General features: G+C 65.2%; 17 protein-coding genes. 12 read left to right on the plus strand and 5 right to left on the minus strand.

The features are described 5' to 3' along the window. Nucleotide 1: 1 nt before the first annotated feature. The 5 genes from FG93_RS04190 to FG93_RS04210 all read right to left on the minus strand — a co-directional run bounded on the left by FG93_RS04190 (nt 2) and on the right by FG93_RS04210 (nt 7,089). Nucleotides 2–1,192, minus strand: a complete 1,191-nt coding sequence (locus tag FG93_RS04190) for an extracellular solute-binding protein (protein WP_043232176.1) — start codon at nt 1,190–1,192, stop codon at nt 2–4. A gap of 271 nt (nt 1,193–1,463) precedes the next feature. Further along, a complete protein-coding gene (locus FG93_RS04195; protein WP_043232179.1) occupies nt 1,464–2,957 on the minus strand; it encodes a carboxypeptidase M32 in 1,494 nt (497 codons plus the stop codon). A 124-nt stretch (nt 2,958–3,081) separates the two neighbouring features. Beyond that, entirely contained in the window at nt 3,082–4,620 is a 1,539-nt protein-coding gene (gene glpD / locus FG93_RS04200; protein WP_043232181.1) for a glycerol-3-phosphate dehydrogenase, read from the minus strand. 144 nt (nt 4,621–4,764) lie between these two features. Next, complete coding sequence (locus tag FG93_RS04205; RefSeq protein ID WP_043232184.1) at nt 4,765–5,541, minus strand: DeoR/GlpR family DNA-binding transcription regulator; 777 nt, start codon at nt 5,539–5,541, stop codon at nt 4,765–4,767. 282 nt (nt 5,542–5,823) lie between these two features. Next, nucleotides 5,824–7,089: an FAD-binding oxidoreductase gene (locus tag FG93_RS04210; RefSeq protein ID WP_043232187.1), complete on the minus strand. Its 1,266-nt coding sequence runs from the start codon at nt 7,087–7,089 to the stop codon at nt 5,824–5,826. Nucleotides 7,090–7,242: 153 nt separating this feature from the next. Here FG93_RS04210 and FG93_RS04215 point away from each other — a divergent pair, with 153 nt between their 5' ends. From FG93_RS04215 to FG93_RS04270, 12 genes are all read left to right on the plus strand, one after another. Next, nucleotides 7,243–8,121, plus strand: coding sequence for a MurR/RpiR family transcriptional regulator (locus FG93_RS04215; protein WP_043232189.1), 879 nt, complete (start codon nt 7,243–7,245; stop codon nt 8,119–8,121). Nucleotides 8,122–8,162: 41 nt separating this feature from the next. Next, nucleotides 8,163–9,746 carry an ABC transporter substrate-binding protein gene (locus FG93_RS04220; RefSeq protein ID WP_043232190.1) on the plus strand — a complete coding sequence of 528 codons (1,584 nt, stop codon included), beginning with the start codon at nt 8,163–8,165 and terminating at the stop codon, nt 9,744–9,746. 36 nt (nt 9,747–9,782) lie between these two features. Beyond that, on the plus strand, nt 9,783–10,715 hold the full coding sequence (locus FG93_RS04225) for an ABC transporter permease (RefSeq protein ID WP_043232191.1): 933 nt from the start codon (nt 9,783–9,785) through the stop codon (nt 10,713–10,715). Then, nucleotides 10,712–11,557 (plus strand): ABC transporter permease, encoded by an 846-nt coding sequence (locus FG93_RS04230; RefSeq protein ID WP_043232193.1) that lies wholly within the window; start codon nt 10,712–10,714, stop codon nt 11,555–11,557. Before FG93_RS04225 ends, FG93_RS04230 begins: the two co-directional genes overlap by 4 nt. 63 nt (nt 11,558–11,620) lie before the next feature. Then, a complete protein-coding gene (locus FG93_RS04235; RefSeq protein ID WP_043232195.1) occupies nt 11,621–13,120 on the plus strand; it encodes a M81 family metallopeptidase in 1,500 nt (499 codons plus the stop codon). Nucleotides 13,121–13,338: 218 nt separating this feature from the next. Next, on the plus strand, nt 13,339–14,226 hold the full coding sequence (locus tag FG93_RS04240; protein WP_043232337.1) for a LysR family transcriptional regulator: 888 nt from the start codon (nt 13,339–13,341) through the stop codon (nt 14,224–14,226). 183 nt (nt 14,227–14,409) lie between these two features. Continuing rightward, nucleotides 14,410–15,216, plus strand: coding sequence for a carbon-nitrogen hydrolase family protein (locus FG93_RS04245; RefSeq protein ID WP_081881293.1), 807 nt, complete (start codon nt 14,410–14,412; stop codon nt 15,214–15,216). Between the two features lie 12 nt (nt 15,217–15,228). Continuing rightward, entirely contained in the window at nt 15,229–15,897 is a 669-nt protein-coding gene (locus tag FG93_RS04250; protein ID WP_043232199.1) for an RraA family protein, read from the plus strand. 161 nt (nt 15,898–16,058) lie between these two features. Then, nucleotides 16,059–17,039: an ABC transporter substrate-binding protein gene (locus FG93_RS04255; RefSeq protein WP_052513368.1), complete on the plus strand. Its 981-nt coding sequence runs from the start codon at nt 16,059–16,061 to the stop codon at nt 17,037–17,039. Between the two features lie 20 nt (nt 17,040–17,059). Beyond that, a complete protein-coding gene (locus tag FG93_RS04260; RefSeq protein WP_043232338.1) occupies nt 17,060–18,142 on the plus strand; it encodes an ABC transporter ATP-binding protein in 1,083 nt (360 codons plus the stop codon). Continuing rightward, nucleotides 18,139–19,029 carry an ABC transporter permease gene (locus tag FG93_RS04265; protein WP_043232205.1) on the plus strand — a complete coding sequence of 297 codons (891 nt, stop codon included), beginning with the start codon at nt 18,139–18,141 and terminating at the stop codon, nt 19,027–19,029. Before FG93_RS04260 ends, FG93_RS04265 begins: the two co-directional genes overlap by 4 nt. A 13-nt stretch (nt 19,030–19,042) precedes the next feature. Continuing rightward, nucleotides 19,043–19,837: an ABC transporter permease gene (locus FG93_RS04270; protein ID WP_043232207.1), complete on the plus strand. Its 795-nt coding sequence runs from the start codon at nt 19,043–19,045 to the stop codon at nt 19,835–19,837. The last annotated feature ends 64 nt before the right edge of the window (nt 19,838–19,901 follow it).

Consider the following 19,901-nt stretch of genomic DNA (forward strand, 5'->3'; position numbering starts at 1 on the left):
GCTATTGCGGCGCCCCGTGACCGACACCGATCTCCTGGTCCCAGCGCCGGAAGGCGGCGACGAGCCGTTCCGGAGTCAGCGGCGGACGGGTCGGCAGCTTGGCGATCAGCTCGTCATAATGGGCCCGCCCGAACTCCTTGACGACGTCGCGGCTTTCCTGCGGCGCCATCGCCAGCGTCACGCCCTTCACGGCCGGCCCGGGATAGAAATAGCCCTTGTCATAGGTGGCGGCCTGCGGCTCGGGCTTCAGCATGAACGACATCAGCGCCAGGATGACAGCGACCTTGGCCTCCGGCACGCCCTTGGGAATGCACATGAACTGGGTATCGGGAATCCAGTGGGTGTTCTCCAGCGCGAAGACCTCGGCCTCCTTCGGCACGATGCCGAGCACGCGGGGGTTGATGTCCCAGCCGAGCGTCGAGACGATGACGTCGCGGGTGCCTTCGCCGAGTTCCTTCATCGTCGCGGCCGTGCCGCCAGGGTAGTAGTCGATGCCGGTGCCGAGCTCCTTGAGATAGGCCCAGGTCTTGTCCCAGCCATTCATCGGATCGCTCGGATCCTTGTCGCCGAGGATGTAGGGCATGCCCTGGAGGAAGGTCCAGCCGGGACCGGAATTCAGCGGGCGGGCATAGGTCAAGCGCTTGGGATTGGCCTTCACATAGGCCAGCAGGTCGGCAGCCGTCTTGGGCACGGTCTTCAGGCGGGCTGGGATATACTCAAAAAGCGGTCCCGACGGCGAATAGACGACGGCGACACCTTCGTTCTGACCGAAATTGCGCTGCATCATCAGCGCCTGCTCGTGATAGACCTCTTCGGCCTTCGGCAGTTGCGACGGGTAGGACTTCCAGACGTCGATCCACAGCCCTTGCTGGATGCCGTCCGACATCGCGCCCGGGCCCGTCAGCACGAGGTCGAGATCGACCCGGTTGGCCTGCTGCTGTGCCTTGAGCTTCGCCGGCAGTTCCGGCGAGGGCGCCCGCGAGAAGTTCACCCGCGAGATCAGTTTTGGGTTTTCCCTCACGAAGCGTTCGATCGAGGCCTGGGTCAGCTGCAGATTGCCGGCGACATCGATGATGTTCAGCGCGACCGGGCTGGAGGGCAAGGGCAGGCCCTGGGCGAAGGCGCCCGTCGCCTGGAGAGCGGCAAGGCTGGCTGCTCCATGCAGCACGCCGCGGCGTGTGATTTCGGTCATGGTCTCTCCCTGGATAGGCCTGCTATCCGCGCAACCCGACCGGCCGCGCGCCGAGGCCTTAACATGTATACTAGTACACCAATCCAGGGCCGACTAGCGGATGGAGCTGGACCTTAAGGAGGGGGACGGCTTCGCGGAGAGCATGGCGGCGCGCAGGCAGCCCCGAGGCTGACTGATCGTCGGATCGTGACGATCGCGGGTCGGCGGCGGCCGGCTCAGAGCACCGGCGCCTGGCTTTCCGCGATTATGTCCCGGCCGTTAGCAGGTGATCTCACGTTTCTCCGACATAGCGTCGGCGCAGATGCGCCTTAAACACTCCGGCATCGAGCGGGCGGCCGGTGGCGCGGGTCAGCAACTCGTCTGTCTCGTGGAGCGAGCCCTGGCTGTGGATGTTGGTTCGCAACCAGTCGAGGAGCGGTGAGAAGTCGCCGCCTCCGATGGCGGGCAGGATCTCGGGCTGGGCCCGGCAGGCCGCATCGAAGATCTGCGCCGCCGTCATCGCGCCGAGCGTATAGGTCGGAAAATAGCCCCAGCCGCCGCTCGGCCAATGCACGTCCTGCAAGCAGCCGAGCCGGTCGTCCGGCGGCGTGATCCCGAGCAACTGCCGCATCTGCTCGTTCCAGGCCGAGGGCAGCTCCGAGAGCGGCATCGCGTCCGCGATCAGGGCCTGTTCCAGCCGGTAGCGCAGGATGACATGGGCGGGATAAGTGACCTCGTCGGCATCGACGCGAATGAAGCCCGGCTGGACCCGCGTCGCATTGCGCCACAGCGCCTCGGCTTCCCAGCCCGGTCCGCTCGCGCCAAAGGCCTCCCGCATCAGCGGTGCGGCGAAGCTCATGAACTCGGGGCTGCGGCAGGCCTGCATCTCGATCAGCAGCGACTGGCTCTCGTGCAGGCTCATGCCGCGCGCATGGCTGACCGGCTGGCTCAACCAGGTCTGCGGGCGGCCCTGCTCGTAAAGGGCATGGCCGGTCTCGTGCAGCACGCCCATCAGGGCCTTGGTGAAGTCGCCTTCATCATAGCGGGTGGTGATACGGACATCATTGTCGGCGCCCCCGCAGAAAGGATGCGTCGAGATGTCGAGCCGGCCGCGTTCGAAATCATAGCCGAGCGCCGCCATCATCTTCAGGCCCAGCGCGCGCTGCGCCGCGATCGGAAAGGGCCCTTCCAGTCTCGGGGCCGGAGATCGCCTGGCCTGTGCTGCCAACGCCTCCTGCGTGAACCCGGGCAGGAAGGCGGCGAGGTCGTCGAACAGCCCGTCGATCCGCTGCGAGCGGCCGCCGGGCTCGTAATCATTCAGCAGCGCATCATAGGGCGAGAGCCCGAGCCGCTCGCCCTTGGCCCGCCCGATCTCGCGCTGAAGCTTGAGCACCTCGGCGAGAAAGGGCAGCAGTCCGGCAAAATCGGAATCGACCCGGGCTTGGCGCCAGCGCATCTCACAAGCCGAAACCGCCTTGCTCGATGCCTCGACCAGGTCGCTGGGCACCGCCGTCTCGACCGTCCAGCTGCGCCGGATCTCACGCAGATTGGCCTGCTCCCAGGCGCCAAGCGCCGTATCGGCCTCGGCTGCGGCCAGCCAGTCGCCGATCCGGGGCTCGGTGACCATGCCGTGGCGCAGCACATGCAGCAACGCCATGCTGTCGGCCCGCGTATCGGCCGCTCCCTTCGGCATCATCGCGTCATTGTCCCATTGGAGGATACCGATGGCATTGGACAGGGCGGCGACGCGGCCGAAATGGGCGGAAAGCTCGGCATAGGCAGTCATGGCGGAAACTCGCAATCCGGTAGCCGTAGAGGGCAGGGCGCAAAGTGGTGCGTCATTCCCGCGGCTTGATCAAGCACGCGGGAGCGGACGGCGCCTTGCGGTCCGGGACTGCGGGAGGCCAGCCTCACGTCGCGGGGGCGATACGTGCGTCCGCGGTCGTGGTCATGAAGGCGTCCAGTGTCCGGGCCCCGGCCTCCGACAGCCTCAGGCCGAGCTTGCTCCGGCGCCAGAGCACATCCTCGGCCCTCTCGGCCCATTCCGCGCGCATGAGATAGCGGACTTCGCGTTCGTAGAGATCGGCACCGAAATGCTGGCCAAGATCAGCGAGCGAGCCTGCGCCATCAAGGATGTCGCGGGCCCTGGTGCCGTAGGCACGGGCGAGCCGGGTGACCGTCTCGCGCGGCAGCCACGGATGCGCGGCACCGAGCGAGGCGACGAGCGTATCGAAGCCGGTGACCGGAAAGTCGCCGCCCGGCAAGGGGTCGCGGATTGTCCAGCTGGGCTGCTTGGCCCAGCCCGCATGCGGCGCCAGGCGCTCGATCGCAGCTTCCGCCAGCCGGCGATAGGTGGTGATCTTCCCGCCGAACACAGACAGCAGCGGTGCCTCCCTTTCGGGCGCGTCAAGTGTCAGGACGTAATCGCGCGTTGCCTCCTGGGCCATCGAGGTGCCGTCGTCATAGAGCGGGCGGACGCCGGAATAGGTCCAGACTACTCCATCACGCGTCACCGGCTGCTTGAAATACTCGCTTGCCGCCGTGCAGAGATAGTCGATCTCCTCGGCCGTGGCCGAAGCGGTCGCCGGGTCGCCGTGGTAGTCGCGGTCGGTCGTGCCGATCAGCGTGAAGTCGCGCTCATAGGGAATGGCGAAGACGATCCGGCCGTCGGAGTTCTGGAAGATATAGCAGCGATCATGCTCGTAGAGCTTGCGCACCACGATATGGCTGCCCTGGACCATGCGCACGGCGGCCTGCGTGTTCGAGCGGACGATGCCGCTCAGCACCTGCCCGACCCAGGGGCCGGCCGCGTTCACCAGGGATTTGGCGCGGACGCTGTTGCGCACGCCGTCGCGCACGGTGGTGATCCGCCAAGTGTCGCCGTCGCGCTCGGCATGGAGCACCTTCGTGCGCGTGTGGATCTCCGCGCCGCGCGCTGCCGCGTCGGCTGCGTTCAACACGACGAGCCGCGAATCCTCGACCCAGCAATCCGAGTATTCGAAGGCCTTCACCAACCCCGGCTTCAGCGGCTGGCCCTGTGGGGCTTGCCGGAGGTCGATGGTGCTGGTCGGCGGCAGGAGCTTTCGGCCGCCAATATGGTCATAGAGGAAGAGGCCAAGCCGCAGCAGCCAGGCCGGGCGCAGGCCCTTATGATGCGGCAGCACGAAACGCAGCGGTCGGATGATGTGTGGCGCGAGCTGCCAGAGCACCTCGCGCTCCATCAGCGCCTCGCGCACCAGCCGGAACTTGTAGTGCTCGAGATAGCGCAGCCCACCATGGATCAGCTTGGTCGAGGCCGAGGAGGTGGCGCTGGCGAGGTCATTCTGTTCGAACAGGACGACAGAGGCGCCGCGGCCGGAGGCGTCGCGTGCGATGCCGCAGCCATTCACGCCACCGCCGATGATCGCGAGATCATATGGCTGGGCAGCATTTTCGGGAACGGCGGTCACGGCTTCTCTCCGGCTGACGGGGGGCGGATTCAGGTGGAATTTCGTTTTTAGGATGATTTTTGAATAGGTGAACCTAAAAACGAAAGCAATGGCCCGGCCAGCGAAGCCAGGCGAGCGCACGTCAGGCGGGCGTGCTGACGCCGTTCAATCCCGGCGGCCGACTTCGACGAGTTGGACGGCTTCACCTTTGCACAGGGTTCGCAGTCCGGGTGAGGGCAGTTCGTCGGTGACGAAGACGTCGACCTCGGAAAGATGTCCGATGCGGATCGGGGCCGCCCGCTCCAGCTTCAGCCGGTCGGCGACCAGCATCACCCGACGCGCATTGTCGATGATCGCGCGTGAAATCTTGACCTCCCGGAAGTCGAAATCGAGCAGCGCGCCGTCCTCGTCGATGGCCGAGGCGCCGATCACGGCATAATCGACCTTGAACTGGCTGATGAAATCAGCCGTGCTCGAGCCGATCAGCCCGCCATCCGTGCGCCGGACCGGCCCTCCAGCCAACACCACGTCGATCCTGGGCTGCCGGTACAGCAGCGTGGCGACATTCAGGTTGTTGGTGATGACCATCAGGCCCTCATGCTGCATCAGGGCGCGCGCGACCTCCTCGGTCGTGGTGCCGATATTGATGAAGAGCGAGGCGTTGTTTGGAATCAGCCGGGCAGCCGCTTCGCCGATGGCGCGCTTTTCAGCCTGCGCGATGAAGCGGCGGGCCTCATACGCGACGTTCTCGACTCCCGAAGCGATAACGGCGCCACCATGGATGCGCGTCATCAGCCTGCGGTCGCAAAGCTCGTTGAGATCCTTGCGAATGGTCTGCGGGCTCACGTCGAAGCGAGCTGCCAGCTCGTCGACGCCGACCTTTCCCTGCAGTCGCGCGGTGGCCAGAATCTCGGTCTGCCGAGGGGTGCTGAGCTGATCCATGGGCCCGTTGTCGCCAGCGTGATTGCGATTGGCTTTCAGTTTGCAACAGAATCACGCAAAATGTGAATAGCTGATTGCGCTGCGCCGGCCGCGCTATGGCAGATCAGCGATATCGCCGAGGAAGCGCCGAAAGTGACTGGTCCGGCATCAGGATGCCGATACTGACGCCTGATAGGTTCTCCTTCGCGGCATCGCCGCTCCGATGGCCTGCCGGGCACGCTGCTTCAGGCGTTGCCCACCGCTCATTGATCGAGGCGCGACCGAGTGGCCTCAGATCTCCATTCAGCCGCGATCGGTGAAGCGTTCGGCGGCGTAGGGACGCGGGTCGGTGAACGGTTCTTCGCCGGTCATCATTTCCCCGAGCAGGCGCCCCGTGACGGGCCCGAGCGTAAAGCCGTGATGGGCGTGGCCGAAGGTGAACCAGAGCCCGTCATGCCGCGGCGCCTTGCCGATGATCGGCTTCATGTCGGGCAGGCACGGACGCGCCCCGCGCCAGGGTGCGGGATCGATCGCCTTGCCGAGCGGGAAGATGCGCCGTGCGATCTGCTCCGCCTGCTTCATCTGCCGCATATCGGACGGGGCGTCGCGGGCGGCGAGTTCGATGCCTGTGGTCAGGCGGATGCCGCGCATCATCGGCGACAGCACGAAGCCGGCCTCCGCATCGCAGATCGGGTGGTTCAGCACAGCGTTGCCCTGTGCCTCATAATGCATGTGGTACCCGCGCTTGTAGGCGAGCGGGAAACGGTAGCCGAAACGTCGGCAGAGATCGTCCGACCAGGGACCAAGCGCGACGACGGCCGCGCCGGCGCGGTGCCGCGCGCGCGGCGTGGCGATCGTCCAGGCGGCACCTTCCTGTTCCAGGCCATTGGCATCGCCGGTCACGAGCTCGCCGCCACGCGCCGTAAAGAGATTTGCATAGGCGCGCGTCACGGCGCCGGGGTCACTGACGGTGACAGGGTCGCGCCAGTGTAGCGCACCGGCGATATCGCCCTGCAGGGAAGGCTCCCTGCGTCCGAGTGCCTGGCTGTCGAGGACGTCATAGGACAGTTGGAACGGACCGAGCTCGGCCGCGCTTTCGGCCGCGCGTTCGAAACTGCGAACCGAGCGGTAGTACTCGATCCAGCCCTCGCGACGCATCAGCGGCTCGACCTCGGCCGGACCCGCGAAATGCTCGTGTTCGCCGATGCAGCGCTCGATCAGCGGCAGCATCTCCCGGGCGGCGCGGTTCAGCCGTTCACTTGCCGAGTTCCACCAGTAGCGGGCGAGCCAGGGCAGGATGCGCGCCAGAAAATCCGGCTGATAGCGCACCGCGACCGAGCGGTTCGAGGCATAGGCCAGGATCGTGGTCAGGTCCCGCGGGAAGGCATAGGGGATCACCGAGGAGCGCTCGATCAGGCCGGCATTGCCGTGGCTGGTTTCGGCACCGGGCAGGCCCTTGTCGATCAGCGTGACCGCGCGGCCCCGGGCCTGCAGATGCAGCGCCACGCTGACTCCGACGATGCCCGCGCCCAGCACGATGACGTCGGATTGCTTGATCGTTTGGCCCATCGCTCCTCGGCGGCATCAGTCGCGTCGCGCTCGACCCAGTTGGCAGCCGACCTGTTCGAGAAGCCTCATATTTCGGCAATATGCAAGAAAAGAAAAATCGTTTGACACCATGAAAGAAAAATTTCTTGATTGCGCCATCAACCGGGCAAACCCATGACCCAGACGCTGCGCCAGAGATTGCAGGCTTGCCTTGAGGACGGCTCCAAGGCCGACAAGGCGCTGGCGAGCTACATGCTGGCACGCCTGAGCAGCGTGCCCTTCGAGACCGCTGGCAGCCTGGCCGAGAAGGTCGAGGTCAGCGAGCCGACGGTTGGGCGCTTCTGCCGTTCGCTCGGCTACAAGAGCTTCAAGGATCTCAAGGAGCAGCTCAGGCAGGATATCGGCGATCGGCCCTGGCTGATCAGCGACCGCCTGCGCGATTTCCAGCAGCGCAGCCTGGCCGGCGAGGACCAGCTCGCCCGCGGCCTGCAGCTCGAGATCTCCGGGCTGGTGGCCATCTACGAGCTGGCCCAGACGGATGAATGGAAGCGGGTCGCCAGGCGGCTCGCCGCGGCCTCGGCTGTCTATGTCACGGGGTTCCAGACCGAACGGGGCCTCGCCCAGTATCTCGCCAATCAGCTGCAATATCTGCGCGAGGGCGTCCATCTGGTCGACCTTGCGGGAGGAAATTTCGCCGAGCTGCTGCTCTCGGGCGGGCCGTCGCCCTGTCTCGTGATCTTCGAGGCCCGCCGCTATTCGCGCATGGCCAAGCTCCTGGCCCGCGAGGCGAAGCAGGCCGGCATCCGGACCACGCTCGTGACCGACGCGTTCTGCGACTGGGGCCGGGACCTCGTCGACGAAGTGCTCGTGGTCTCGACCGAGTTCAACCAGTTCTGGGACTCGACCGCGCAGATGGCGAGCCTCGGCAGTCTCCTGGTCAACAGCGTCTTCGTCGAGCTCGGCCCGTCCGTCGAGGAGCGCTTGAACAGGATGGCGACGCTTTACGGCCGATTCACGGGGCATGTGGGGGATGGTTCAGGCCCCGTCGAGTGAACGAAGACCCATCAGCAATCAAAAAAGAGGGGAATGGCGTCATGACGAAGATGAAGGTGAGGGGAGCAGCACTCGCTCTCGCGCTGGCCGGGACGGCGATCTCGGGAGCGCTGTCGGCTGTCGTCGCGCAGGAGGCGACCTTCGTGCTGACGGCACGCTGGGTTGGCGCACCGACCTACAACCCGATCAAGGCGACGAAGCTGAACACGGCGACGACGCTGATCTATGACCGGCTGGTCGTTCAGGATGCCGACCAGAGCTTCCACGGCCAGCTCGCGACGTCGTGGGAGACGACGGCCGACGGCAAGCAATGGACCTTCAAGCTCAAGCCGGGCGTGAAATTCCACAATGGCGAGCCCTTCAACGCCAAGACGATCGAATGGTGGGTGCCGCAGTTCAAGGGCACGGAGAACGCCTTCACGGTCGAGGCGATCGAGCGCGTCGAGGTCATCAACGACCTCACCGTGCGCTTTCACATGAAGAACCCTGATCCGAACCTGCTTTCGAACCTCGCGAGCTCGTTCATGTGCATTCCCGAGCCGAAATCCTATCAGGCCCTGGGCGACAAGTTCGGCGTCAGCGAGGCTGTCGGCACCGGCCCCTACAAGCTGCAGCAGTTCACGGTCGGCCAGCAGACCGTGCTGGTCCGCAATGACGACTATGCCTGGGCCTCCGACCTTTCGAAGAACCAGGGGCCGGCCAAGTTCAAGAAGCTGACCTTCCGCGAGATCGCCGAGGAATCGACCGCCTATCTCGAGCTGAAGACCGGCGGCGCGGACCTGATCGTCGCCGTCCCCACCGATTTCCTGCCGCGCATGCAGGCCGACAAGTCGATCAAGGTGGTGACCATCCCGGGCACCGAGCTGGTCTACATGCCGATCAACACCAACGTGGAGCCCTTCACCGACATCAAGGTCCGCGAGGCGACCGCCTTCGCCGTGAACCAGGCGGAGATCATGAAGAGCCTCTATGGCGGGCTCGGCCAAGTGGCCGACACCTTCCTGATCTCGTCGCTGCAGGAATCGAAGGTCGATCCGAAATACAAGATCAACTATGACCCCGAACGCTCGAAGCGGCTCTTCGACGAGGCCGGCTGGAAGCTTGGCCCGAACGGCATCCGCGTCAAGGAGGGCAAGCCACTCCAGGTCAAGTTCTGGGCCCAGAATGGCACGGAATTCAAGCGACTGGCCGAGGTTCTTCAGGCCCAGCTCAAGGCGGTCGGCATGCAGGCCGACATCACGATTCTCGATTCCAGCACCATCAACTCGCAATACCGCAAGAAGACCGACCATCAGCTCGCGGTCCGCGCCTATCTCTGGACCAATGCCGATATCGTCGACTGGTTCTTCAGCGCCAAGCGCCTCGGCTATCCCAATGTCTCGATGTTCAACGATCCCGAAGCCGAGAAGCTGAACGACACCGCCATGAACAGGTCGCGCAACTGGGACGAGCGCGTCGTCAACTTCACCAGGTACCATGAGTACGTGTTGTCCCAGTACCCGTTCGCGCCGATCTACCAGCCGGTCCAGCTCTTCGCCCATGGCAAGCGCGTCGCCATGCCGGAGAAGATCCGCGGCTCGGGTCTGTCGAGCCAGTCGATCATCGATATCGAACCCGTCAACTGACGGGATCGCGGACCGGTTCGAGCGGGAGAGGGCGCCTTGCTTCACTTCGCGATCAAGCGACTGCTTCTGCTCGTGCCGGTTTTCCTGGCCGTGTCGCTGGTGATCTTCCTGATCATCCATCTCGTGCCGGGCGACCCGCTCGACCATATCGTCCAGGTCGGGTCGTCGCCCGAGCAGCAGGCGCAGATGATTGCGCGATACGGGCTGGATCAGCCCCTTGTCGCCCAGTATCTGCGCTGGCTCGGCAAGGTCGTCTCCGGCGACCTTGGTGATGCGATCGTGCTGCGCCAGCCGGTCGCGAAGCTGATCGCCGAGAACCTGCCGCACAGCCTCGCTCTCGGCGGCCTCGCCTTCCTGTTCTCCACCGTCATCGGCATCATGGTCGGCGTGCTGGCCGCCTCGTTTCGCGACAGCCTGTTCGACCGGGCCGTGATGGGGCTGATCCTGCTCGGCTCGACCCTGCCGAGCTTCTGGCTCGGGCTGCTGATGATCCTGATGTTCGCCGTCCAGTTCGAATGGTTCCCGGTCTCCGGTGCCCGCAACTGGGAGGCGCTCGTTCTGCCTGTGCTGACCATCGGCATTGGCGGCACTGCGCTGATCGCCCGCGTCACCCGGGCGGCGATGATCGAGACGGCCAATCGCGACTTCGTTCGGGTGCTCTACGCCAAGGGGCTGCCGTTCTGGCGGATCCAGCTCCGGCATGTTCTGCAGCATGCGTTGATGCCGGTCGCCACCATCCTGGGCCTGCGCATCGGCTGGATTCTCGGCGGCGCGGTCACGGTCGAGTTCGTCTTCGCTCGGCCGGGGCTGGGGTCGCTGCTGATCACCGCGCTCGGCCAGCGCGATTATCCGCTCGTCCAAGGCTGCCTGCTGATGCTCGCCATCGCGGTGATGCTCGGCACACTGCTCGGCGATCTTGTCCAGGCGGCCATGGATCCGCGGCTGCGCGAAGTGATGGGTGCCCGATGAGCCGGTCTTCGCTGCCTGCGCGGATCGCGCGTTCGCCACGCGGAGCGCTCAGCGCGCTCTTCCTCCTCGGGCTCGTGCTCTGCGCGCTGCTCGCCTACTGGATCGCACCCTATGACTATGCGAGCCAGAACCTGAGTCTGGCCAACTCCCCGCCATCGCCCGCCCACTGGCTGGGCACCGACGAGTTCGGGCGCGACCTGCTCTCGCGCATCATCCAGGGCGCGCGCACCTCGCTCAGTGTCAGCGTGCTGTCGATCGCGCTCTCGGTCGCCGTCGGCGCATCGCTCGGCGCCGCCGCCGGCTATTTCGGCGGCGTCTTCGATCGGATCGTGACCGTCATCGTCGATCTGACTTGGTCGTTTCCGGAAATCCTGCTGGCGCTGATCCTGATCGCCATTCTCGGTCCAGGCCTGCACAGCACGGCGATCGCGATCGGCATCGCCTATCTCGCCCAGTTCACGCGCCTGACGCGGGCGCAGGTGATGACCCTGAAGAACGAGGTCTTCATCGAGGCGTCGATCAATATCGGCGCCAGTCCGACCCGCATCCTGTTCTGCCATCTGCTGCCGAATGCGATCACGCCGGTGATCGTTGCGGGAATGCTGGCGACGGGCGATGCCATCGTTCTCGAGGCCACGCTCGGTTTCTTCGGCCTGGGCGCTCAGCCGCCTCTGCCGAGTTGGGGAGCGATGATGAGCTCGGGCACGGCGCAGATCTTCATCGCGCCCTGGATCATCGTGTTCCCCGGTCTCGTCATCGCGGCGACGGTCATTGCCATCAACCTGTTCGGTGACGCGCTGATCGAGGCGCTCGATATCCGCCGGCCCCTTCGTGACGGCTGAGGCATGCCGTTCGCCCCTTTCCATCCGATCCTATCCGCCAGAAGAAACGCATGAGGAAGCGCCATGTCCTTCACCGTCCTGACCGCCGAATTCTCGCATGAGAGCAACACCTTTAGTCGCAAGCCGGCCGATTATGCGGCGTTTGCGTCCCGCAATATCCAGCTCGGCGACGAGGCCATGGCTGCCCGCAGCGAGGCGAACACCCCGATCGCCGGCTTCCTCGATATCGGCCGCCCCAGTGGCTGGACGGTGATCCACACGATCAGCGCTTCGGCGCAGCCCTGCGGGCCGGTGACGCGCGATGCCTATGAGCGGATCGCCGGCGTCATCGTCGAGGCCGCGAAGCAGAACAAGGACCGGCTGGACGGCATCCTGCTCGGCCTCCACGGCGCCATGGTCACCGAGTTCGATCAGGACGGCGAGGGCGAACTGCTGGAGCGTCTGCGCGCCGTGGTCGGGCCGGATCTGCCGATCGGCATCACGCTCGATCCGCATGCCAATGTCACCCCAAGGATGGCAGCGCTCGCCAACATCATCGTCGCCTACAAGACCTATCCGCATGTTGATGTCCGCGACTGCGCCAAGCAGGCGGCCGGCATTCTGCAGCGCGCCATGACCGGCGAGATCAGGCCGGTCACCATTCGCGCGCACCGCCCGATGCTCGAAGAGATCAATGGCGGGCGCACCGATATCGGGCCGATGGTCGAGCGCATCGCCCGCGCGCGCGCCTATGAGCAGACGCCCGATGTCTTTGCCGTCAGCGTTAACGGCGCTTTCGGCAATGCCGATATCGAGGAGGTCGGCCCGACCGTCCTGGTGACGGGGCAGGGCGATCTGTCCGCGCACCGCGCCTTCGCGGAGGAGCTCATCCATGACATGTGGACCCGGCGTTTCGAGAATGTGAACATCTATCTCACGGTCGAGGAAGCGGCACGGCAGGCCAATGCCTTCGACGCCAAGGATGGCCCGCTGGTCATCGCCGATTACGCCGACAACCCGGGCGGCGGCGGCTATGGTGACTCCACCGAGTTGCTGCGTGCCATGATCGCGGCCGACGTCCAGGATGCCTGCTTCGGTCCGATCATCGATCCGGAAGCGGCCGAGGAGCTGCATCGCCACACGGTCGGTGACCTCGTCTCGATCCGGCTCGGCGGCAAGACCGATCCGCGCGTCGGGGGAGCGCCGCTTGCGCTCGAAGGCACGCTTCTCTTGCTGAGCAATGGCGACTTCGTCGGCGACGGTCCGATGCTCGGCGGGCTGAAGGGAAGCTGGGGCACGACCGCAGTGCTGCGTGTCGGCGGCATCGATATCCTCGTTGCCACCTTCCCGGCCCAGATGCTGGACCTGCAGCAGTTCCGTGCCTTCGGGATCGATCCGGTTGCCAGGCGGGTGGTGGGGCTGAAATCCATGCAGCATTTCCGCGCCGCCTTCGAGCCGATCGCCGGCAAGGTCGTGGTCTGCGACAGTGGCGCGCTCTGCACCCCCGACCTCACCAAACTGCCCTACAAGCATGTCCGCCGGCCGATCTTCCCGCTCGACCGCGACATGCAGCTCGCCGGCTGATCTGACGCCAGGGGAACTGGTCCTCATTGTCCTCCGGAGCTGCGGCACGCATTTTCGGGGGACATGTAGCTGCGCGCCGACTCGCATCTCGGCGTGCTATCGCGTCGCGTGGTGGCTATGGTTCGGCTGCATCGCTCCTGACGTCACCCGCATCGGTTGCTTGCCGGTTGCGCTCGCATCGTCGATGGGTGACCAAGGCGGATGAGGGTTGGCCCGACGTGAATCTGAAATTCCTGGAAACCTTCGTCTGGGTCGCAAGGCTGCGCAGCTTTTCCGTCGCTGCGGACAAGCTCTGCACGACGCAGGCGTCGGTCTCCAACCGCATCGCGACCCTGGAGCGCGATCTCGGCGTCCGCCTGTTCGAGCGCGACCTGCGCAATGTCAGCCTGACGCCGCATGGCCAGCGCGCCCTGGCGCAGGCGGAAGCGATCGTGCGCATGGTCAATGACTTCCAGCGCACCATCGGCGACGCCAGCAACGAGCGCGGGACGGTGCTGATCGGCGCGATCGATTCCGTCGTCTATGCCTGGCTGCCGCGGCTGATCGAGCGCGTGAAAGAGGCCTATCCGAACGTCACGATCGACCTGAACGTCGACACCAGCCTGAACCTCGCGCGCCAGATCCAGGACGGTCAGATCGATCTCGGTCTGGTCATGGGGCCGGTTGTCGCTCCGCATATCCGCAATATCGAACTCTGCACCTTCGAATGCCTCTGGATCGCCTCGCCGAAGTTGTCCCTCAAGACCGGCAGGCTCGCGATCGCCGATCTCGTCGACTACCCGATCTTTGCCTATTCAAAGGGCTCCCAGCCGCATCAGGCGGTGCTGCGGGTGATCGAGACGGCGGGGCTTGATCCCAGCGCGATCCGCATCTTCAACTCCAACTCGCTTGCCACCATCACGCGGCTGATCCGCGACGGCGTCGGCATCGCCGTCCTGCCGCGCGTCGTCGTGCAGGAGTTCCTGGAGACGGGTGATCTGCGTGTTCTCGATGTCGATGCGCGCTTGCCGCCGCTGAATTTCCACGCGGTTTTCGCCGACGATCCAGGCAACACGCTACCGGCGCTGATCGCGGACATGGCCGTCGAGATCGCGGCCTCGAACTGACCGTCCGGCGCTTGTCCCAGGAACTTGTCCCAAGAACTTGCCCCAGGGACTTGCCCAAGTAAGCGGCAGGGCATGGCGCTGGCGTTCTCATAAGCAATTCTTGTCGAGGCGAACAAGAATTTCGCGTTTGCCGGGCCGGCTCGCGTTTGTTCTGCTGCGGAAACGCCTGCAGGGAGAACGCCGTTGAAAGTCTCGCTCATCCAAATGAACTCGCAGGACGACAAGTCCGCGAACCTCAAGACCGCCAGGGCCATGATCGAGAAGGTCGTCGCCGAGGATAATCCTGATCTCATCGTGCTGCCGGAATATTACGCCTTCCTGGACGGCAGTCCGGCGGCGATGCGCGAGAGCGCCGAGACCTTTCCGAACGGCGAGAGCTATCGCCTGATGTCCGGCCTCGCCGAGAAGCACGGCGTCACCATCCACGCCGGCAGCGTCTGCGAGCGCGATGGTGACGACTACTTCAATGCGACCCTCGTCTTCGGTCCGGACGGCAAGCAGATCGCGCATTACCGCAAGATCCACCTGTTCGATGTCGATGCTCCCGGCGGCTCGAGCTACCGCGAGTCCAACATGGTCTCGCGTGGCAAGGAGGTCGTGACCTACCAGGTCGGGGAGGCCACCGTCGGCTGCGCGATCTGCTACGACATTCGGTTCCCGGAGCTCTTCCGCAAGCTGCGCGATGCCGGGGCCGATCTGATCGTGCTGCCCGCCGCCTTCACCCTGATGACCGGCAAGGATCATTGGGAATTGCTGGCCCGCGCCCGTGCGGCCGAAACGCAGACCTGGTTCCTGGCGACGGGACAGACCGGCACCCATGCGCAGGGCAAGAACGCCTGCTACGGCCATTCCATGGTGATCAATCCCTGGGGCCATATCGCCGCCCAGGCTTCGGACGGTGTCGGCACGACGAGCGCCAGGCTCGATTTCGACTACACCGCCAAGGTCCGCGCCGCGGTCCCGGTCGCCAATCACCACGTCCTCGGCTGACCGGAGCGCAGCATGTTCATCGTCAATCCCATGCCGGCGCAGATCCCAGCCAGCCTCACTGCGCTGCTTGAGAAATGCGAAGTCGCGACCATCGGCCATGTCCTGCATTCGGGCTTCGTCGATCGTGAGATCCGCGCGGTGCTGCCGACCAAGCGCGTCGCCGGCACCGCCGTCACGATCCGCATCCCGCACGCGGATTCGACTGCGTTGCACTACCTGACCAAGCTCGTCCGCCCGGGCGATATCGTCGTGATCGACCGCTGCGGCGACACCAAGCATGCCTGCTGGGGCGGCGTCGTCACCCACGCCATGAAGAATGCCGGAGTGGCCGCCGGTGTCATCGACGGCCCGGCCACCGATTTCTCCGAGATCGTCAAGACCGACATGCCGATGTGGTGCCGCGGCCCGTCGCCGATCACGACCAAGATCCTCGGTACCGAAGGCGCGATCAACGTGCCGGTCAGCGTCGGCGGCCAGACGATCGAGCCGGGCGATGCCGTGCTCTGCGACGAGAGCGGCATCGTCGTACTGAAGGCCGCGACGGCGGAAGCCTATGCCCGTCGCGCCATCGAGATGCAGGAACAGGAACTCGTCCTGCTCGAGCGCCTGCGCAAGGGGGAGAAGCTGCCCGACATCTCGGGCGCCACCGCGATGGTCGAGGGCAAGCTCGCCAGGGTTTGAACGTCCCAGGGCCTGATGTCCACAACCTGACTGTCCGACATGTCGAAGCAGGCGGCAAAAGCCGCTCGCACAACCAAAAACAGAGGGGAAGTCGCATGAAGACATATGCCAAGATCGCAATCGGAGCCGGGCTCGCAACCGCACTCCTGTCAAGCACCGCCATGGCCCAGCAGACCGTGACGGTGATGGCCTATTCCGGTCTCTTCCAGGAGCGCTACACCAAGGCGGTGGTCGAGCCCTTCATGAAGGCCAACCCCGGCATCAAGGTCGAATACTTCCCGATGCCGAACTCGGCCCAGATGCTGGGTAACCTGCGTGCCCAGAAGGCCGCGCCGCAGGCCGATGTCGTCATCATGGACGTTTCGGTCTCCAAGGCTGCGACCGACGAGAAGCTGCTGACCAAGATCGACGAGAAGAACACCCCCAACGTCGCCGATCTCTACCCCAGTGCGCGCATCGCCGATGTCGACGGCGTCGCCGTGACCTTCGACAACCTCGTGCTGCTCTACAACACCGATACGGTGAAGGAGACGCCGAAATCCTGGATGGATCTCGCTGACAAGAAGTTCGCCGGCAAGGTCGCAATCCCCGGGATGCCCGACATCCAGGGCCTCTCGCTTGTGCTGATCACCGACAAGGCGCGCGGTGGCACCGACTATCTCAAGAATGTCGACAAGGGCATCGCCGCGCTCGGCGAGATCGCGCCCAACGTCCAGACCTGGGAGCCGAAGCCCGAGGTCTATGTCACGATCATCTCCGGTCAGGCGACGATCGGCGCCGGTTGGAATGCCCGTGCGCAGGTGAACATCGACACCTCGAACGGCAAGCTCGGTGCGACCCTGCCGAAGGAGGGCAGTGTCTTCCAGATCAACACCATCAACCAGGTCGCCGGCGGCCCCGGCAAGGATGCCGGCGCAAAGTTCATCAACTACGCGCTCAGCCCCGAGGCGCAGAAGGCTTTCACGGAAGCGATGTTCTACGCGCCGACCAACGCCAAGGCGCAGATCTCGGAGGCCGCGATCGAGCGCACGGCAGTGAAGTCGATGGACAAGGTCATCCCTGTGGACTGGATCGCTCTCGCCAAGGTCCGCGAGCCGATCATGGACCAGTGGCGCCGCAAGGTGATCCCGCTGAGCCGCTGAGCCAAAGGAGGATGTCGACCATGACCAGCCGAACCGATGCACCAGAGGGCTTCCTTTCGATCCGGAGCCTGACCAAGCGCTACGGCGACTTCGTCGCGGTCGACACTCTCGATCTCGAGGTGCCGAAGGGCGAGCTCGTGGCCTTCCTCGGCCCCTCGGGCTGCGGCAAGACGACATCGCTGAGGATGATTGCGGGCCTCGTGCCTGCGACCTCCGGGCGCATCGTCGTCGGCGGCAGCGACCTGACCGAAGTCGCGACGCATCGCCGCGACATGGGGCTGGTCTTCCAGAGCTATGCGCTGTTCCCGCATATGAGCGTGGCGCGCAACGTCGCCTTCGGCCTCGAGATGCGCAAGGTCGACAAGGGCGAGATCGCCAGGCGGGTGAAGGAGGCGATCGCGCTCGTTCATCTCACCGGCAAGGAAGAGCACCGGCCGGGTCAGCTCTCCGGCGGCCAGCAACAGCGGGTGGCGCTGGCGCGTGCACTCGTCATCCGTCCATCGATCCTGCTGCTCGACGAGCCGCTCTCCAATCTCGATGCCAAGCTGCGCGACGAGATGCGCAACGAGATCCGCGACATCCAGAAGCGCCTTGGCATCACCGCGATCTTCGTGACGCATGATCAGGTCGAGGCGCTGACCATGTGCGACAAGGTCGTGGTGATGAACCAGGGCCGGCTCGAGCAGCTCGGCACTCCGGTCGAACTCTATGAGGCGCCGAAGACGGCCTTCGTCGCGAGCTTCGTCGGCCGCAGCAATCGCCTGACAGCGGTCGCCCGCAATGGCGCGGCCGAATTCGCCGGCCAGCGCATCGCGGCCCCCGCCGGCCTCGAGGGGCCGGTGCAGGTGATGATCCGCCCGCACCGTCTCGGCCTTTCGCCGGCCTCTCCTGCAGCAACAGATCCCGCGCGCCAGCAGGTCACGGGCACCGTCGCCCGCGCGATCTTCGCCGGCGACATCCTGCAATATGACGTCGATGTCGGCGGCCAGATCGTCTCGGTCGAGCTCGCGACCCGCGGCGGCGAGAGCGTGATCGAGCCGGGCCGCCCGGTGACCCTGTCCTGGCGACCGCAGGACATCTTCGTCTACGGAGCGGCAGCATGAGCGCGGTTGCGCCAGCCGCAGCGATGGCGGCCCCGATGCCGGCCGCGGAGCGGAGCAGCGGCCTGCCGCTGGTCGTGCTGCTGCTCCTGCCGATCGCGCTCGTGAACGCCTTCGGCTTCCTTGCACCGGTCTTCAACCTGCTGCGCATGTCGTTCTACGAGTCGCAGGCGACGGGCGCGATGGTCGAGGTCTACACGCTCGCGACCTGGATCTCGGTGCTGCGCGACAGCTTCTACGCCGAGCTCATTCTCAACAGCATCCTGGTCAGCCTCGGCATCACGCTGATGACGCTGGTCTGTTCATATCCGATCGCCCTCTATCTTCATCGCTCCAGCGGCACATGGCGCACGATCCTGCTGGTGCTGGTCATCTCGCCGCTGCTGACCTCGGCGGTGGTGCGGACCTATGGTTGGGTCGCGATCCTGTCGGAGAACGGGCTCGTCAACAATGCGCTCGGTGCCATCGGCATCGCGCCGCTCAAGCTGATGTTCAACAAGACCGGCGTGGTGATCGGGCTGACGGAGATCCTGATGCCCTACATGATCCTCGCTCTGCTTGCCGGCTTCGGCCGGCTCGATCCGCGGGTCGAGGAGGCTGCCTCCACGCTCGGCGCACCGCCCTGGAAGGTGTTTCGCCATATCGTCGTGCCGCTGACCCTGCCGGGCATCGCGCTCGGCTCGCTGCTCTGCTTCGTGCTGGCTGTCTCGTCCTTCATCACGCCGAAGCTGCTCGGAGGCGGCCGCGTCTTCCTGCTCGCGACCGAGATCTACGACCAGGCCATCGTGACACTGAACTGGCCGCTCGCCGCGACGCTCTCGATCCTCGTGCTCGTCATCTTCGGCGGTGCGCTCGTGCTCTATACCCGCGCCCTGCGCGCCATCATGTGAGGGGGAGGACATCATGGACGAACGCCCGATTTCTCCCGCCCTGAAGATCCTCGCCGGTGCGATGTTCGTCTTCCTGCTGGCACCGCTGATCGTCGTCGTGCCGATCTCGTTCTCCGGCGACAGCTACATGATGTTCCCGCCATCGAGCTGGAGCACCAAATGGTACCCGGCGATCTTCGCTGACGGGAAGATGGTCTCCGCCTTCTGGACGAGCCTGCTGCTCGCCTTCGTGGTGACCGTGCTCAGCCTGCTGATCGGCCTGCCGGCAGCCTATGCGCTGGTCAGGCTCAAGCCGCGCGGAGCGGAATTCCTGTCGAGCCTGTTCACCGCGCCGCTGCTGCTGCCGACGATCGTGCTCGGCCTCGCGATCCTGATCGTGTTTTCCGGATACGGCCTGCTCGCGACCTTCCAGGGTCTGGTTGCAGCGCATCTGGTCGTGACCTTGCCCTACGCCATCCGTGTGCTCTCGACCGCTCTCGCCACCCTGCCGATCCCGGTGGAGGAAGCGGCCGCAACGCTGGGCGCCTCGCCGCTGACGGTGTTTCGGCGCGTCACCCTGCCGATGATGCGTTCCGGCATCGTCGGCACCACGGCGCTCTGCTTCCTCGTCTCCTTCGACGAGGTCGTGCTCTCGCTCTTCATGACCGGCCCGCGCATTTCGACGCTGCCGGTCGCGATGTATCACCGCGTCGAACAGCAGGCCGATCCGCTGGTCGCCGCCTTGTCCGTGCTGCTCGTCGTGCTCACGCTCGTCGTCGTTCTCGTGGTGGACCGGACCTCCGGCCTCGCCAAGACGTTCGTCAAATGACCACCTTGGTCAAACGAAGACCGCCGGACAAAGGAGGCCGCATGGTCTCGAGCTGTCGTGAAGC

The sequence above is a fragment of the Allobosea sp. LC85 genome (assembly GCF_000735605.1).
Taxonomy (GTDB): Bacteria; Pseudomonadota; Alphaproteobacteria; order Rhizobiales; family Beijerinckiaceae; genus Allobosea.